We start from the raw sequence: 16,961 nt of genomic DNA, 5'->3' as shown, positions 1-16,961 counted from the left end.
AGATTGCTGCCCAGCAAGAGACGGCGGAATGCTTCGGCCGCCGAATACGAACCTTGCAGGCCAGGGCTGCTCAACCCTTCCGTCAAGGCAGGCACAAATGTAATCGCCTCGCCCGAGACGCTGGCGGCCTGGCGCAAGGCTTGCGACAAAGGCCCAGGCGCAATATTGAATGTATGCGCGCCCGCTGCCACCACACTGCCATCCTGCGCCTGCACCGTATCCGGGCCAAATTGCAGCGCCAGCCCAGCGGCCAGCACCACAGCTCCCCAACCTGCTTCTCGCAAACCGCGCTTACCGGTGCTCTCCGGGCTGGCAGTCAGATTGTCCTGACGGGCAGCGCTGCGCTTTCCTTCCATTCCCTGTTCCTCTACGAACCCATTTACCTGCGCCACGCAATGCGGCGCCATCTAAGAGGTAGGTGGATTGAGAACGAGAAATGGTCAGATTATCGGCCATGAAAGATGAAACCATATGTTTCAGGCCCATATAAACCGGCCGCCGGGGAGCGCTCGCCCCCGGCCCGCGCCCCTTACGCCTGCACACGCGCAGGCTCTCAGGCCGGCACCAGCTTGACCCAGTAACGGCTGCGGCGCTGCACCCGCACCGGCAGCGCCTGCGTGATGGCGGTTAGCACCCGGTCCGTATCCATATAGGGGAACAGCCCTGTCACACGCAGATCGGCCACTGCTGGATCACACAGCAGCCAGCCCCGGCGGTAACGGGCCAGTTCATCGACGAAATCACCCAGGCGGACGTTATCGGCCGCCAGTTCACCGCGCGCCCAGGCGCTCTCCTCGTCGCGCAGCGGCCGGATAGAAGGCCCCGTTCCGGGCTGAATGACAGCGAGCTGCCCGGCTTCCAGCACATGGGAACGCAACCAGCCGTCGGCCATCAGGACTACGCGATGTTCCAGCACGCCGACAACCGTATCCCTGGGGCGCTGCCTGACCATGAAGCGCGTGCCCAGCGGCGCAATCCAGCCCTGGGCCGTTTCCACGCGCATGGGGCGATCCAGGCCATCCTTGCCGGTCTCGACCAGGATTTCGCCCCGCAGCAACCGCAGCCGCCGCAGACCTGCCGTGTATTCGATATCAACCGCGCTATCCGTATTGAGCAGGACACGCGTGCCGTCGCTCAGCGTCACCAGGCGCTGCTCGCCAACGCCGGTACTGTAATCCGCCACCAGCGCCTGCCAGCCCTGTACCTGCATCAGGGCACCCAGGCCCACCCCGCCGGCTGCCACAGCCGCCGTGCGCTTGAGGGCGCGGCGCCGTCCGGCATTATGCAGGCTTGCCAGCCCCTGCTGCGCCGCGGTGGGGTTCAGGGCCTGCATGCCCACGCCCAGGCTTTCGAAACGCGCCCAGGCTTCGCGGTGCGCAGGATTCGCATCCATCCATTGCCGCCACCGCCAGCGCGTCTCGGCTGACGCATCGTCAGCCATCAGTTCGGTCATCCAGTACGCCGCGGCGCGCGCAATCTCTTCGCGCCCGCCGTCGCCACCCGTCAACCAGGAAGAAACCATGCTGCTCATCCCAGCAACACCAGAAAAGCCTGCTGGTTGGCACGCATCAGGTATTGCTTGACCGAGCTGGCCGACACCCCCAGCGCTTGCGCGACCTCCTGGTAAGAGGCGCCTTGCAGATGCACCATGACAAAGGCTTCACGCACCCTGGGCGGCAAGCCATCCAGCATTTTGTCCAGGCGCTGCAAAGTTTCCAGCGCCAGCGCGCGGGTTTCCGGAGACATTTCAACTTCTTCCGGCAATGCTGCCAACGCCTGCAGATAGGCTTCTTCCAGCTGGCGGCGGCGGTAGCGGTGCGCCACCAGGCAACGCGCTATCGTCGTCAAATAGGAGCGCGGTTCAATGATTTCCGCCGCCTTGCCCGAACAAATCACGCTCAGGAACGTATCCTGCACCAGATCGGCGGCATCCGCATCATTGCCCAGGCGGCGGCGCAGCCAGCCATGCAGCCACCCCTGGTGGTCTTGGTAAAGCGCATCAACGGGATCTGCAGGGGCAAGGGCTTTGACTGACACAGGCGGGCTCCGGCAACCGCCAGCCAGGGTCACTGGCAGGGGCGGTCATGCGGTCAAAGAGACGGGACAGCCAGAATTGTATGAGAATTATTCTTATTACTCAAAGGATTTCATATCTCTTGAAAAACTGCGGCCTGAATACCACGCCCGGGCGAAAGCGATCTATGATTTGCCATCATGTCCGGTTTACTGCATCGCCTGCTGCTGGCGCTCAAGCCAGCCCCCTTCCAAATCAATAATCGCGAACGCCTGCGCGCCCTGATCGGCGCCGGTCTGGCGATTCTGGTGACATCCCAGCTCAGCCAGTGGATGATCGGCGACGATCTGCATACCTATTGGATGGTGGGTTCGCTGGGCGCAACCTCTTTGCTGGTTTTCCTGCTGCCCGGCAGCCCGCTGGCTCAGCCCTATGCGGCCGTGCTGGGCAATACCGCGGGCGCCTGCATCGGCGTGCTGTGCGCCCATGCAGGCCTGCCGCCCGTGCCCAGCACCGCGCTGGCCGTGTCCGGCGCCATGGCCGCCATGTTCATTCTGCGCTGCGTGCATCCCCCGGGCGTGGCGGTGGCGCTCTTTGCGAGCCTCACCCATATCACGGACTTCTACTTTGCCCTGGTCCCCATATTCACAGACACGCTGCTGCTGGTCATCCTGGGCGCCATCTATAACAACCTGACTGGCAAAGCCTATCCGTATATGGAACCGGCCAAGGCCGCCTCGCCCGCCAAGCCCACGCCCAGCCGCTTCACCGACGAAGACCTGGACCGCGCCTTGGCGCGCTACAACCAGGCGCTCAATATCAGCCGCAGCGAACTGGCCCAAGTACTGGAATACACCGAAAGCGCGACCTATGAACGCATACTGGGCGCCACGCATTGCCGCGACATCATGAGCGCGGAACCGATTGCCGCTTTGCCCGACACGCCTCAGCCACAGGCCTGGGAAATCATACGCAGCAATAAACTCAAGGCTTTGCCGATTGTCGATCAAGCCCATCACTTGCTTGGCATTGCCACCGCATCGGATTTCGCCGCCTCCACGCTGAGCGCAGCCCCTGCCACGCCGACACCACGCGGCCTGCGCGCCTTGCTGAGCCGCCGCAAACCCCAGCCGGCCAGCCAGCCCACCGTGGCCGATCTCATGACAACCCCTGTCACGCACGCCAATGAGAACGACCCGATCAGCACGCTGATCCCGCTATTTGCCCAGCAGCGCCTGCGGCATATCCCTATTCTGGATGCCGAGGGCCGCCTGACCGGTATCGTCACGCAATCCGATCTGCTGCAGGCGCTTTATCAAGCCGTGCAGCCTAAAACCGACACCTGATAGAACGGCTGGCCAGCCCAAAGAAAAACCGCTGCCGTCTCATGGACAGGCAGCGGTTTTTTTATAGCGTGATTTCAGTCCGGCCCCGTCCTGGCAGCCAGACAGCCTATCAGGCTTCGGCCTTGGCCATCTCCGCCAGCACCGCGCGCAGCTTTTCCGCATTCGCCACCAGTTCCGTCATATCGCCCTTTTCAGCGGCATGAGCCAGCACTTCCTCGCCAGCATTACGCGGGATCACATGGAAGTGGATGTGCGGCACGGTTTGCCCGGCTGCCGCGCCATTCATCTGGGCAATCAGAATGCCCTGGGGCGCGAATGCCTGCTTGGCGGCAATCGCCAGGCGGCGCGTGGTGCTGATGACGGCGCGCGCGCCGTCATCAGACAAATCCAGCAATGTTTCGGCCGCTTCGCGCGGAATCACCAGCACATGGCCGGGCGCCTGCGGCATGATGTCCATGAATGCGACCGTGTGTTCGTCTTCATAAACACGGATACTGGGCAACTCATCACGCAGAATGCGCGCAAACACATTGTTGTTATCGTAAGCCACGCGTAGGGTCTCCTAAGACAAGAAAGCGGCGCGCGCCAGCCTTAGACGGCGACGGTGTGCACCAGGGGAATCTCGGGGTAGTCGCCAGTGCCTTCGGGCCACGGCGTCAGCAGTTCATAGCCGTCGGCCGTCACCGCCACCATATGCTCCCATTGCGCCGACAGGGAATGATCCTTGGTGACGACAGTCCAGCCATCCCCCAGCACTTTCACGCCGGCGCGGCCGGCATTGATCATGGGTTCGATGGTAAAGACCATGCCTTCGACCAGTTTGATGCCCTGCCCCTTGCTGCCGTAATGCAGCACTTGGGGTTCATCGTGATAGACGCGGCCGATGCCGTGCCCGCAGTATTCGCGCACCACGGAAAAGCCCTCACGGTGCGCCACGGTCTGGATGGCATAGCCGACATCGCCCAGCGTAGCGCCCGGACGCACGACCATGATCCCGGCCCGCATGGCCTCATAGGTCACATTCACCAGGCGGCGGCCCAGCGGGCCTACCTTGCCGACGAAGTACATGCGGCTGGTATCGCCGTAGTAGCCATCCTTGATCAGCGCGACGTCGATATTGACGATATCGCCATCCTTGAGGATCTTCGTCGGCGTGGGAATACCGTGGCAGACCACATGATTGACCGAGGTGCAGGACGTCTTGGTATAGCCGTGATAGCCAATATTGGCCGGCGTCGCCTGCAGCTCATTGATGATGTATTCGCGGCAGATATCGTCCAGCTCTTCCGTGGACACACCCGGTTTGACATACGGCGTGATCATTTCCAGCACAGAAGCGGCCAGACGTCCGGAGATACGGAGCTTTTCAAGATCCGCTGCGGTATTAATGGTGATTTTCCTGCTCACAAGCCTGCTCCCTGAACCATGGCGCCCTGAATGGGTGTTGTTTCCTGCGCATGTGTGGCCCGGCGGAGCGTGGCGCCTGCGGCACGCAGACTGGCGTGCATAAGTTCATAAATGTTGACAATGCCCATGGCGGGATTATACGCCTCGCCCCCAGGACAATCCGCCGCGCCCGCCCGCGCCATCCTGCAATCGGGCATTCACCGGACGCATCAAACACCCCCAAACCAGCAAAAAGAAATAATTTGATACAAAATTAGCGCCCACGCAACCAGGAGAATATCGCAGAAGATAAAGGAAGATAATCCAAAAATCACCATAACACATAAAAACAACACGAAAATAACACTAAAAGCCGTCAAAATCCTTGCTTGAGATTTGCTTTCCCGTCCTCCTACGATCAGCCGATTACAGGAGTTCATCATGTCCCTTTCCCCGCATGCGCCTGCCTCGACCACGGCAATCCCCCTTCCTCTGACCCCGCGCCAGGCCGATGCGCTTGCGCCAGCGCGCGACTGGAGCCGGGAAGCCATCCTGGCCCTGTATGACCTGCCCTTCCCGGAACTGCTGTTCCGGGCCCAGGAAGCGCATCGCGAACACTTCGACCCGGCACGCATCGAGCTGGCCACGCTGCTATCCATCAAAACCGGCGGCTGCGCCGAAGACTGTGCCTACTGTCCCCAGTCGTCGCACTACGACACACCGGTGCAGGCGGACAAACTCATGGATGTCGATTCCATCCTGGATGCCGCGCAACGCGCCAAAGCATCCGGCGCCACGCGTTTTTGCATGGGCGCGGCCTGGAGCCGCCCTAAGCCGCGCCATATGGAGGCCTTGACCGGCATCGTGCGCGCCGTGCGCGGCCTGGGCCTGGAAACCTGCATGACGCTGGGCATGCTGGAAGCCGAACAGGCGCAGGAACTGAGTGAAGCCGGGCTGGATTACTACAACCACAACCTGGATACCGCGCCGGAATTCTATGGCCGCATCATTACCACCCGCACCTACCAGGACAGGCTGGACACCCTGCAGCATGTCCGCGAAGCGGGCATCAAGATTTGCTGCGGCGGCATCGTCGGCCTGGGCGAATCGCGCCGCGAACGCGCCGGGCTGATCGCCCAGCTGGCCAATATGTCGCCCTACCCGGAGTCAGTGCCCATCAATAACCTGGTTCAGGTTGCCGGTACCCCGCTGGCCGGCCTGGATACGCTGGACCCGTTCGAGTTCGTGCGCACCATCGCTGTCGCGCGCATTACCATGCCGCGCGCCCGCGTGCGGCTCTCGGCAGGCCGCGAGGAAATGCCCGAGGGCATCCAGGCGCTATGTTTCCTGGCGGGCGCCAATTCCATTTTCTATGGCGATATGCTGCTGACCACGCCCAACCCTCAGGCTGATGCCGACCGCAAGCTGCTGGAACGCCTGGGCATGCATACCGCCGCCCAGTTGCCCGGCGCCGTGCATGCCCAGGATGCCGACATGGCGGCTGCCGCAGCTGCGGCGTCAGCCAGCGCGCCCGCCGCCCGGGAATCCTGCCACGCATGTTCCCGCTGATACTGGCAATAGGCAGCAGCGTCGCCGTCACGCTGCTGCTCAAACAGTCGGCGCGGCGCGGCTGCGATCACGCCACCATGATTGCCGTGAACTACCTGCTGGCCACGCTGTTGTGCCTGATCTGGCTACCGCCCAGCCTGTCAGGCTGGCAGAACATGCACACGCCATGGTGGGTGCTGCTGGCGTTGGGGCTGGTGCTGCCTGCCGGTTTTCTGGTCATGGGCAGCGCCGTCAAACATGCGGGCGTTGTCCGCAGCGATGCGGCGCAGCGGCTGTCAGTCTGCCTGCCGCTGCTGGCGGCTTTCCTGTTTTTTGGCCAGACGCTTACGCCCGCCATCCTGGCAGGCATCGGGCTGGCCATGGCAGCCCTGCTCCTGCTGATGCAAGGCCCGCCGCAGGCGGCCTCAGCCGCCGCCCTGCCCGCCTCCAGGCGCAGCCGGGCCTTGCTGCTGGCCGTATGGTTTGCGTATGGCAGCGTGGACACCCTGTTCAAGCAGGTGGCGCGCCACCAGGATCACTTTGCCACTGTCCTGCTGATCTGTTTCGTGCTGGCTGCCATCGTGATGGCCCTGTTTCTGTGGCAACGCGGGCAACGCCTGGCGCCGCGCGACCTGGCCTGGGGCGTCGCCCTCGGGCTGCTGAATTTCAGCAATATCGTTTTTTATCTGCGCGCCCACCGCGCCTACCCGGATAACCCGGCCCTGGTATTCACCGCCATGAATATCGGTGTGATTGCCGCAGGCGCCCTGGCTGGCGCCTGCCTGTTCAAGGAACGCCCGGGCTTACGCGGCTGGGCCGGTGTCGGGCTTGCGATGGGCGCCATCGTCGCGCTCTGGCCCCGCTGAGCCTTCGGCTGGCGGCATCATCGCCGCGCCCCCGGCAATGGCCGTGACAGCGCCCGCGATATAAGGCTCTTCCGCCGCTGCCTCTGCCTGCGCTGCCGCCGCTTCCTCTGCTCCAGCCGCTTGCGCCGCATCCGCTGGCGGCTGCTGCGGCCCCGCCTGCTCGGTCACGGGCGTGTTATCCACGGCCACGGTTTCGATATACACGTCGTCCTCAGGCGTGCTGCGCGGATCCAGCGTGGTCGCCAGCGGCGAACCGTGGGAAATATCCGGCGTCGCCACAAACTGCACCGGCGCATCCCCCGCAGGCTGCATGCGGGTGACCCGGCGCGGGTTCATGATGAACACCAAGAGCACACTGCAAGCCGATACGAACACAAAGAACCAGGAAGGGCCGATCTTGTCCATCAGCACCCCGGCCAGCAGCGGCCCGATACAGGCCCCCAGCCCATAGACCATCAGCAGCACGGCGCTCAGCCCGACCCGCCGTTCCTGATCCACATGATCGTTGGCAAATGCAGTGCTGAGCGAATACAAGGTAAACATCAGAACACCGGCGAGACCGGCCAGCACCATCAGCGCCAGGGTCGGCAGATAGCTGCCCCACCACATCGGCACCACGATCAGCGTCAGCAATACCGAATTGACCCGGATCAGCGCGACCCGGTTGACCCTGTCGGACAGCCAGCCCATGGGCCATTGCGAGAGCACGCCTGCGGCCACGGCGATCGCGACAAAAATAGCGGCCTGCGCCGTATCCATCCCCTGCTTAGCTGCATAGACTGGCGCCAGACCGTAGAACGCGCCGGTCAGGTTGCCGGAGACCAGAATGGCCGCCAGCGCCTGCGGCACCTTGCGCACGAAATAAGGCACATCCAGCGGCGCGGGCAGTTGCGCAGCCGGGTGGGAACGGGCGGTCAGCGCAATCGGCACCAGGCAGACGGACAGGCAGATCGCCACAAAAGTGAGCGGCCGCAAATCAAGCACAGGATAAGCGCTCAAGGCCAATTGGCCCAGCACGGTGCCCAGGCCCGACACCAGCATATAGAAAGCGAACACCCGGCCGCGCTGATGGTTTTCCGTTTGTTCATTGAGCCAGCTTTCTATCGCCATGAACTGTGTGACCATCGCCAGCCCGGAGATCAGGCGGAACAGCAGCCACAACCAAAGCGAATCCCCCAGGCTCTGCGCCAGCACCATGACGGTCGCGATGGCCGCGCAAGCCACATAGGCGCGCACATGCCCCACCCGGATAATCAGTTTATGCCCCAGGCGGGCGCCCCCGACCAGGCCCAGATAGTAGGCTGCGATCAGCCCGCCCACCCAGATTTCACTGACGGACTGCGCCGTCAGGCGCAAGGCCATATAGGTATTGAACATGCCGGTGCCCAAGAGCATCAGCAAGGTGGCGGCGTATAGAGCGGAGAAGGATGTCAGGGTTGACAGCATGAATCGGCGCGCTCCTCAGGCGTGAGACGGGCCCTTGGGGCCCAGGCCAATGGCCGCCCGGACGGCGCCGCCAGCCGATAACGGCCTGCGCCTGGCGGTGGACGGCACAAGAATCGGGACGCCTGGCGACAGCAGCCCCGCCTTTATTCATTATGGCCCGAGTTCACGGCCTACCGCCACCCCTACCGCCACCCCTGCGCCCCATCCCCCGGCGCCTCTTGCGGCAGAAGCTTGCCGCTGAAATAAAAAAACTCCGGCGAACCGGAGTTTTTTTATGCCCGCCAATGTGCCTGTCAATGCGGCTGGCGGCCATGTCTGCCTTGCAGCCGGCGCACGCCAGACCTCATGGCAAGCACAGGAGGATCAGTCCTCGTCCTTCACGCGGTACACCAGCACCGCGGTCGAGGACAGCGACAGCACCTTGGAGGTCACGCTGCCCAGCAGCAGGCGCGACAGGCCGCTGCGGCCGTGGCTGCCGATGAAGATCAGATCTGCGCCCTGTTCCTTGGCGGCTTCGGCAATGCCTTCGGCCACATTGAAATGGGTCACGGACTTGAGCTGAACCGCCACGCCAGCAGCCTTGGCTGCCTCGCCGATTTGCTTCAGATACTTGTCGGCTTGCTCCGCGGCAGCCTTTTCGTAATTTTCATCAGTCAGGGCATACGCGGCGGCCATGCCGTCAAAACCAATCGTGGCCGCGAACGGCTGCGTCACATACAGGCCGAGGACTTCGGCGCCAACGGAACGGGCAAACGCGATGCCGGCATTGACGGCCTGGATGGACAGCGGGGAACCGTCAGTCGGGATCAGAATCTTTTTGAACATAACCCTACTCCTTGTTCTGTATTGATTGAAAGGTGCTACCCGGTTGCGCGAACCCGCGCAACGGAGAATCATACTGTTTCATGCTAGCGGAAAACCGGCGGGCATACGACTATTCCCATGCCGGAAACGCGATTTTGTTTGATTTTATTTGAGCCAGCGCAAATCAATTCCCGACCGCAGCACGATACAGCACGCTGCAACGCGTGCCGGTGCGGCAGTAGGCCAGCACGGGCGCGGGCAGTGTCTGCAGCAATTCGGCAAACCGGGCGACATCAGCCGCTGTCATCGCGCCGCTCACCACCGGCTGATAGACGCATTGCAGGCCTGCCGCGACAGCCGCTTCAGTGACGGCATCCGCCGTCGGCTGCGCCGGACCGGCTTCAAAATCCGGACGGTTGATAATGACACTGCGATAACCGGCTGCCGCCACCGCAGCCATATCTTCGGGCTGCAGCTGCGGAGCGACGGAGAAGCTATCGGACAAGGCATTGATCGGTACAGACATGCGGGAACTCCAAAAACAGGCAGGTGGAATCCCCCTGCGGCACAGTTAAAAGAAATGACATATTTAACCGCACAGTAGCATAGTCCTTGGCTTTCGGAAGTGACTTTCCCATCCTAGCCCCTGACGCTGGCCAGCGCCCGCGCCAGTCTGTCCCAGGCCTGTTCATCCTGCGCCAGGGAAATGGAAAAACGGATATGCGTGGATGGCTGCTGCGACGGCGAAAACAATGAACCAGGCGCCAGCAGCAGGCCTTGATCCGCCGCCGCCATGGCCAGACGCTCGGCATCCACCGAGCAATCCGTCCACAGGAACAGGCCGGCATCCGGCAAGGGGCCAGGGTCCAGGCCCAGCGCGCGCAGTCTTTCGTGGCACACCCGCCGCGCCGTATCGGTTTTCTCCCGGGCGCGCAGGACATGGCGCCGGTACTGCCCGCCCGCCAGAATGGCATACACCAGGCGTTCCCCCATTTCTGGCGAACTCAGCCCGCTGAGCATCTTCAGATCGCACAGCGCCGAGACATGCCCAGGCGCCGCCGCCAGATAACCCACCCGCAAACTGGCAGCCATCATTTTGGAAAAGCCGCCCACCAGAATAACCCGCTTAAGGCCATCCAGCGCCGCCAGCCGGATCGGCACGCCGCTGGACAAATCGCCATAGGTATCGTCTTCCACCACCATGAAGTCGTAGCGCTCGGCCAGGCGCAGGACTTCGTGCGCCACACGCGCCGTCATGCCGTTGCCGGTCGGGTTGTGAACCACGGAATTGCACAGAAAAAACCGTGGCCGGTGCCGCTGCGCCAATTCTTCCAGGCGTTCCAGATCCAAGCCGCGCGTGCTGCGCGGCACCCCGATGGGCCGTATCCCCAGGGCCGCCAGATTGGCAAAGCCCACAAACCAGGAAGGATCCTCAACCAGCACGGTATCGCCAGGCTGCGTGAGATAGCGCGCAACCAGGCTCAGCGCATGCGTCACGCCGCCCGTGGTCATCAGGTTGCCGGCGGGATTCAGTTCCACGCCATCCCGGCGCAGCAGGCGCGCCACCTGCTGGCGCAAAGGCAAATAGCCTTCCGGCACGCCGTAATTCAGCAAATAGCCAGTCGGCATGCGCGCCAGGCGGCGCATCGCGCCCGCCAGCATGTCTGTCTCCATCCAGGCCGGCGGCAGCATGCCGCTGCTGCCAGACAGGGCGCCATCGGGCGGCGCCTCCTGAAACATGCTGCGCAATAACCAGCTGATATCCAGCCCGGTACGCTCGGCCGGCGCCACCGGCGCCTGCGCCCATTCCCCAGCCGCTGCTGGCGCCTGCACATAGAACCCGGCGCCGCGGCGCGACTGGATCAGCCCCCGCGCCACCAGCAGCTCATAGGCTTCCACCACCGTAAAGCGGCTGATGGCCGCCATACCGGCCATATCGCGGATGGAGGGCAAACGCGCCCCCGTACGCAAACCGCGCTGTTCGATCTGTTCGGCCAGCTTATCGGCCAGTTGCTGCGCCAGCGGCACGCGGCTGTGCCGCACCAGCCGCCAGGAAAAAGCAGACGCCTCGGCGTGCTCAAGTGTCATGGTCATATCACCAGGCCAGTTCAGATAACTGTTTGAATAACTGTACAGGTACTGTACAGATATTACTGCGTAAAGTTTGTCTCACGCCGGATCCGCACTTGCGCAGACCGGCCAGCCGCTCTTTTCCGGCCCCGCCCAAAGCCTCCCAACACCGCGCAGACAGCCGCGCAGGATACCGATATGCATGCCCCTCTTCCCACTGACCTGATGGCACCGGCACTGGCCGGCTCGCTGGCATTATTCATGTTTGCCTCGTCCATCACGCCTGGCCCCAACAATGTCATGCTGGCGGCTTCCGGCCTGAACTTCGGCTTCCGCCGTTCCGTGCCCCATATGCTGGGCATCAGCCTGGGCATGATGAGCATGCTGATACTGGTCGGCGCCGGCATGGGCAGCCTGTTTCTGAACTTCCCGTGGATTTATACAGCCCTGCGTTATGCCGGGGCCGCCTACCTGCTCTATCTGGCCTGGCGCATCGCCACGGCTGGCGGCATGGAGCATACCAGCCAGCGCGGCCGCCCCATGACCCTCATGGAGGCCTTGCTGTTCCAATGGGTCAACCCCAAGGCCTGGATCATGGTCGTGGGCGCCATCGCGGCCTATGTGCCGCAACAGAATTTCTTCGTCAATCTGGCGGCGGCAACCCTGCTGTCCGGCCTCGTCAATTTGCCGTGCATCAGCGTATGGACGCTCTGCGGGACTGCCTTGCGGCGTGTGCTGACCGCACCGCTGGCGGTCCGCTGCTTCAATCTGGGCATGGCCTTGCTGCTGGTGCTATCGCTCTATCCCATCCTGACGTCATTGACGGTATAGGCTGCGGCATGGCTGCCCCGGCCCCCCTGGCCCGGCGGGCGGGGCGGGGGGGCCTGCGTCGCATCAATGCTGCCTGCGTGTCGCCGGAAAGCGGCGCGTCGGCAGCTGAATGGCCGGCATGGCCTGCGTCAGCGGCATTTCATGGGCATCCGTGGCTGCCGCCAGTTCGATGACCGCATAGACGCCGCTCACGGAGTCGGCCAAAGCGACTTCCAGCGCCGTCCCGCGCAATAGGGAAATCAGGAAACGCGCCGTCATGACGTCCCCGGTGCCGCTCAAGTCCACATCCAGGCGCGGGGTGCGCACCTGCCAGACATCATCGCCACGCCCGACGATATTCACGATACCGCCCTGCGTCTCGTCCGGGACGCTGCTGACCACAATAATGCGCTGGCGTTCGCCGCTCAGCGCGGCAATGCGCCCGGCCAGGGTGTCCTGCTCCGGCACCAGGCGCTGCAATTCGAACGTGTTGGGCGTCAGCACATCGGCCAGCGGCACCAGCTCGGCGGCAATCGCTTCGGCACAGGCCGCATCGACATACAGGCCTTTCTGGCTGTCGCCCATGACCGGATCACACACATACAGCAGGCCAGGATGGCGGCGCTTCAGCTCTGCCAGCCACTGCGCGACCTCATGCACAATGGCTGCGCTGCCCATCCAGCCTGTCAGCACAACGTCCAGCTGACGGGCTTCGACCCGTTTGGACAGCCCTTCGCACAGCGCGCGGACATCCTCCGCGCGCACCGGCATAGAGGTCAAATCGGGATAATGCGGCGTATTGGAAAGCAGCGTTGTCGGCACCGGATAGACCGTCAATCCGGCAGACTGAAGAACAGGCACGGCCGCGCTGTTGCCGGCATAGCCAAACACCAGTTGCGACTGTATGGAGACGACAGTTTTCATGGAAAGCAGCGTACGGAAGAGGCGCTAAAAGCAAAACGCTAAAAGCAAAAAGCGTGCCGCCAGTCAGGCCGCTGGGCCAGACACGAGCCGACGCACGCACTGTAACCAAGGGAAACATTCATCATACGCCTTTGCCGGGCCGCATGTTGAGTCCCCCGCCGGCATGACCCTGAACGCAGCGAAAAAACGACGCGGCAAACAGGCAAGCGGCCAACGCCCCCGCTGCCTGGGCATCACCATCCAGGCAATGCCTGACCCGAGACCCACAACAGAAACGCTGTCATCAGAACATAGCGCAAGAACTTCCCTATCGCCATATAAACCACACACGGCCAAAAGGAAAAGCGCAGCCAGCCGGCCGCCGCGCACAGCGGGTCGCCAACGGCTGGCAACCAGGACAAGAGCAGCGCGGGCGGCCCGATACGCCGCATCCAGTTGCGCGCCCGCAGCTCCCAGCGTCCGACCCGGCCCGGGGCCGATGGCTCATCCTGCCCGGCAGTCTCTGCCGCCAGCGCGGGCGAGCCTGGCGCCCCGCCCGCCGCCAGCCGTTTGCGGCGCCGCCAGCGCACCACGGCCTTGCGCGCCCCCAGGCCCATGGCGTAGGAAATCGCGCCGCCTATGGTATTGCCCAGCGTCGCCACCAGCACGGCGGGCCAGAACATGTGCGGCGTCAGGCTCAGATACCCGAAAACCACCGGTTCCGACCCTAGCGGCAGCAAGGTTGCCGACACCAGGCTGACAATGAAAATCGCGCTCAGCCCGACCTGCGGCAATGCGAACATCGCCAGCAGGCTGTTAATGGCGGACATCAGGGCGCTTTCCATCGGCGCAGTTTACAAGAACCACTGTCAACGCTTAGGAAGCCCTGTGCTACTCTGAACGGTTTCCTGTCTCTATTTTCTCAACGCACCCAGGCCGAGCGCCGACAATCATGAATACCGACTATCTGAAACGCATCCTGACATCCAAGGTCTATGACGTCGCGGTGGAAACGCCGCTGGAATACGCCCCGCTGATTTCAGAGCGAATTCAGAACAAGGTCTGGTTCAAGCGCGAAGACATGCAGGAAGTCTTTAGCTTCAAGCTGCGCGGCGCCTACAACAAGATTGCCAATCTGTCCCCGGCCGCGCTGGCGCGCGGCGTGATCGCGGCCTCTGCCGGCAATCACGCCCAGGGCGTTGCTTTGTCCGCGCGCAAGCTGGGCTGTCGCGCCGTCATTGTCATGCCAGTGACGACACCGCGCATCAAGGTAGATGCCGTCCTGGCGCATGGCGCGGAAGTGGTCCTGGCAGGCGAGAGCTATTCCGATGCCTACCAGCATGCGCTGAGCCTGGAAAAAGAACAGAAGCTCACCTTCGTGCACCCCTTCGATGACCCGGATGTCATCGCCGGCCAGGGCACGGTGGCCATGGAAATCCTGCACCAGCACCCCGGCCCGATCGAGGCAGTCTTCGTTGCCATCGGCGGCGGCGGCCTGGTGTCCGGCGTGGGTTCCTACATCAAGGCGCTGCGCCCGGAAATCAAGGTCATCGGCGTGCAAACCGTCGATTCCGATGCCATGCTGCGCAGCGTGCAGGCAGGCAAACGCATCACGCTGACGGACGTCGGCCTGTTTTCCGATGGCACGGCCGTCAAACAGGTCGGCCAGGAAACGTTCCGCATCGCTCGCGAAGTCGTCGATGAATTCATCGTCGTCGATACCGACGAAATCTGCGCCGCGCTGAAAGACGTCTTCACCGAAACCCGCAGCGTGCTCGAACCCGCCGGTGCCATGGCGCTGGCGGCGGCCAAGAAATATGCCGCCGAACGCAAGCTGAAGAACAAGACGCTCATCACGATTGCCTGTGGCGCGAATATGAATTTCGACCGCATGCGCTTCGTGGCCGAACGCACGGCCATCGGCGAACAGCGCGAAGCCCTGTTTGCCGTCAGCATGCCCGAACAGCGCGGCAGTTTCCGCCGCTTCTGTGAGCTGCTGGGCGACCGTGCCGTGACCGAGTTCAAGTACCGCATGGAAGACAGCGACCGCGCCCATGTCTTTGTCGGCCTGCAAGTCAGTTCGCCCGCCGAAGCGGAAAAACTGGCCGTCAATCTGCGCAAGCACGACTTCGACATTCTCGACCTGACGCAAAATGAACTGGCCAAAACCCATTTGCGGCATATGGTGGGCGGCAAATCGGCCCAAGCCACCGATGAACTGCTGTACCGCTTCGACTTCCCTGAGCGCCCCGGCGCCCTGATGCGCTTTCTGGCGGCCATGCAGCCGGATTGGAATATCAGTCTGTTCCACTATCGCAACCAGGGCGGTGATGCGGCCAGCGTGCTGATCGGGATTCAGGTGCCCAGCGCAGACCGCAAGGCCTTCCGTGAATTCCTGAAGGCGCTGGATTATCCGCACGCCAACGAAACGGACAATCCGGCCTACCGCTTGTTCCTGTAACCCCTGCCGCTGTCCGGCCCGGCGGCCGGACAGCGCTGGCCTTCTGCGAGCCACCGCCATGCCCCGTTCCGACTCCCGCATCAACGAACTGCTGCGCGAATGGTTCGGCGCAGCGGTTGCGGCCGCCGACCCGGCCCTTTGCCTGCCGCCCTATATTGCCGCCTTGCGCGCCCAGGCCTGGGACGGCCCGCTGGAAGGCGTGGTGGTCACGCGCTACGGCCATGCCGTTCCGTGCCGCCAGATCGAAATTATCGAAGCCGCCCACCCTGTGCCCGACAGCTCGGGCGCCGCCGCCGCGCAGCGCGTGCTCGACTGCGTGGCCGGACTCGGCCCTGACGACCTCGTCATCGGCCTGTTCTCCGGCGGCGGCTCCGCCCTGCTGGCCGCACCGCTGCCCGGTGTTTCTCTTGCAGACAAGCAGGCGCTGAACCGCGCTTTGCTGGCCAGCGGCGCATCCATTTCGGAAATGAATTGCGTGCGCCGCCATCTGTCCGCCATCAAAGGCGGCCGGCTGGCCGCAGCCTGCTATCCGGCGCGGGTCGTCAATCTGCTGATTTCCGATGTGCCGGGCGATGACCCCGCCGATATCGCCTCCGGGCCGACAGTGCCCGATGCCAGCAGCCGCGCGCAAGCGCTGGCGGTGTTGCAACGCTATGGCATCGACCTGCCCGACGCGCTGAAACAGGTACTCATGTCGCCGGCGGCAGAAACCCACAAACCCGGCGACCCGGCCCTGCCGGACATCGTCACGCATCTGATTGCGACCCCGCGGCTGGCGCTGCAAGCCGCCGCGCAGGCGGCGCAGGCAGCAGGTATTCCAGCCTGGATACTGGGCGACGCCATCGAGGGTGAGGCGCGTGAAGTCGCGCGCGTCATGGCCGGCATGGCGCTGTCATGCCGCCATCATGGCGACCCCTTCCCGGCGCCTTGCGTGCTGCTGTCCGGCGGTGAAACGACAGTGACCCTGCGCGGTCAGGGGCGCGGCGGACGCAATGTGGAGTTTCTGCTGGCCTTGGCGCTGGCGCTGCGCGGCACCCCCGGCATTCATGCACTGGCCGCCGATACCGATGGCGTGGACGGCCAGGAGCCGGTCGCGGGCGCCTGCATCACCCCCGATACGCTGGCACGCGCCCGCACCATGGGGCTGGACCCGGTTGCCAGCCTGGCCGGCAACGACGCGCACCATTTCTTCGAATGCCTGGGCGACGGCGTCATTACCGGCCCCACCCTGACCAACGTCAATGATTTCCGCGCCGTGCTGATCCTGCCGGAAACGCCCGGCACCGGCACGCCGCGCTAGGGTTGGG

General features: G+C 63.5%; 17 protein-coding genes. 6 read left to right on the top strand and 11 right to left on the bottom strand.

Annotated features, from left to right (window positions below; genetic code table 11):
• The 3 genes from ACTJGZ_RS04335 to ACTJGZ_RS04325 all read right to left on the bottom strand — a co-directional run.
• The coding region (locus tag ACTJGZ_RS04335) for an STN domain-containing protein (protein ID WP_441661720.1) at positions 1–356 on the bottom strand (356 nt) is incomplete at its 3' end.
• A gap of 197 nt (positions 357–553) precedes the next feature.
• A complete protein-coding gene (locus ACTJGZ_RS04330; RefSeq protein ID WP_441661719.1) occupies positions 554–1,531 on the bottom strand; it encodes a FecR domain-containing protein in 978 nt (325 codons plus the stop codon).
• Entirely contained in the window at positions 1,528–2,037 is a 510-nt protein-coding gene (locus tag ACTJGZ_RS04325) for a sigma-70 family RNA polymerase sigma factor (RefSeq protein ID WP_441661718.1), read from the bottom strand. The genes ACTJGZ_RS04330 and ACTJGZ_RS04325 overlap by 4 nt, the downstream gene beginning before the upstream one ends.
• Positions 2,038–2,214: 177 nt before the next feature.
• On the opposite strand from ACTJGZ_RS04325, the gene ACTJGZ_RS04320 reads away from it, so the two are divergent.
• Entirely contained in the window at positions 2,215–3,360 is a 1,146-nt protein-coding gene (locus ACTJGZ_RS04320; RefSeq protein ID WP_441661717.1) for an HPP family protein, read from the top strand.
• Positions 3,361–3,469: 109 nt separating this feature from the next.
• Here ACTJGZ_RS04320 and ACTJGZ_RS04315 read toward each other — a convergent pair whose 3' ends face one another.
• Both ACTJGZ_RS04315 and map read right to left on the bottom strand, forming a co-directional pair.
• On the bottom strand, positions 3,470–3,910 hold the full coding sequence (locus ACTJGZ_RS04315) for an HIT family protein (RefSeq protein WP_441661716.1): 441 nt from the start codon (positions 3,908–3,910) through the stop codon (positions 3,470–3,472).
• A gap of 41 nt (positions 3,911–3,951) precedes the next feature.
• Entirely contained in the window at positions 3,952–4,767 is an 816-nt protein-coding gene (gene map, locus ACTJGZ_RS04310; RefSeq protein WP_441661715.1) for a type I methionyl aminopeptidase, read from the bottom strand.
• A gap of 420 nt (positions 4,768–5,187) precedes the next feature.
• Here map and bioB point away from each other — a divergent pair, with 420 nt between their 5' ends.
• Complete coding sequence (gene bioB / locus ACTJGZ_RS04305; RefSeq protein WP_441661714.1) at positions 5,188–6,315, top strand: biotin synthase BioB; 1,128 nt, start codon at positions 5,188–5,190, stop codon at positions 6,313–6,315.
• On the top strand, positions 6,303–7,160 hold the full coding sequence (locus ACTJGZ_RS04300) for an EamA family transporter (protein ID WP_441661713.1): 858 nt from the start codon (positions 6,303–6,305) through the stop codon (positions 7,158–7,160). The genes bioB and ACTJGZ_RS04300 overlap by 13 nt, the downstream gene beginning before the upstream one ends.
• Here the strand turns inward: ACTJGZ_RS04300 and ACTJGZ_RS04295 are convergent.
• The 4 genes from ACTJGZ_RS04295 to ACTJGZ_RS04280 all read right to left on the bottom strand — a co-directional run bounded on the left by ACTJGZ_RS04295 (position 7,098) and on the right by ACTJGZ_RS04280 (position 11,498).
• Entirely contained in the window at positions 7,098–8,606 is a 1,509-nt protein-coding gene (locus ACTJGZ_RS04295) for an MFS transporter (RefSeq protein WP_441661712.1), read from the bottom strand. The two genes, ACTJGZ_RS04300 and ACTJGZ_RS04295, sit on opposite strands and share 63 nt — an antisense overlap.
• 363 nt (positions 8,607–8,969) lie before the next feature.
• Positions 8,970–9,431: a universal stress protein gene (locus tag ACTJGZ_RS04290; RefSeq protein WP_441661711.1), complete on the bottom strand. Its 462-nt coding sequence runs from the start codon at positions 9,429–9,431 to the stop codon at positions 8,970–8,972.
• Positions 9,432–9,594: 163 nt separating this feature from the next.
• Positions 9,595–9,936, bottom strand: a complete 342-nt coding sequence (locus ACTJGZ_RS04285; protein ID WP_441661710.1) for a TIGR01244 family sulfur transferase — start codon at positions 9,934–9,936, stop codon at positions 9,595–9,597.
• Positions 9,937–10,049: 113 nt separating this feature from the next.
• Positions 10,050–11,498, bottom strand: coding sequence for an aminotransferase-like domain-containing protein (locus ACTJGZ_RS04280; RefSeq protein WP_441661709.1), 1,449 nt, complete (start codon positions 11,496–11,498; stop codon positions 10,050–10,052).
• 180 nt (positions 11,499–11,678) lie between these two features.
• Here ACTJGZ_RS04280 and ACTJGZ_RS04275 point away from each other — a divergent pair, with 180 nt between their 5' ends.
• Positions 11,679–12,311 (top strand): LysE family translocator, encoded by a 633-nt coding sequence (locus ACTJGZ_RS04275; RefSeq protein ID WP_441661708.1) that lies wholly within the window; start codon positions 11,679–11,681, stop codon positions 12,309–12,311.
• A 63-nt stretch (positions 12,312–12,374) separates the two neighbouring features.
• Here ACTJGZ_RS04275 and pdxY read toward each other — a convergent pair whose 3' ends face one another.
• Positions 12,375–13,214, bottom strand: a complete 840-nt coding sequence (gene pdxY, locus ACTJGZ_RS04270) for a pyridoxal kinase (protein ID WP_441661707.1) — start codon at positions 13,212–13,214, stop codon at positions 12,375–12,377.
• A gap of 233 nt (positions 13,215–13,447) precedes the next feature.
• Positions 13,448–14,038 carry a YqaA family protein gene (locus tag ACTJGZ_RS04265; RefSeq protein ID WP_441661706.1) on the bottom strand — a complete coding sequence of 197 codons (591 nt, stop codon included), beginning with the start codon at positions 14,036–14,038 and terminating at the stop codon, positions 13,448–13,450.
• Between the two features lie 107 nt (positions 14,039–14,145).
• Here ACTJGZ_RS04265 and ilvA point away from each other — a divergent pair, with 107 nt between their 5' ends.
• Complete coding sequence (gene ilvA / locus ACTJGZ_RS04260; protein ID WP_441661705.1) at positions 14,146–15,654, top strand: threonine ammonia-lyase, biosynthetic; 1,509 nt, start codon at positions 14,146–14,148, stop codon at positions 15,652–15,654.
• A gap of 58 nt (positions 15,655–15,712) precedes the next feature.
• A complete protein-coding gene (locus ACTJGZ_RS04255; protein ID WP_441661704.1) occupies positions 15,713–16,954 on the top strand; it encodes a glycerate kinase type-2 family protein in 1,242 nt (413 codons plus the stop codon).
• Positions 16,955–16,961: the final 7 nt, after the last annotated feature.

It is taken from the genome of Kerstersia sp. (genome assembly GCF_052103615.1).
GTDB lineage: Bacteria > Pseudomonadota > Gammaproteobacteria > Burkholderiales > Burkholderiaceae_B > Kerstersia.
Note: the sequence above shows the minus strand (reverse complement) of the source record. Positions and strands in the feature narration are given on the sequence as shown.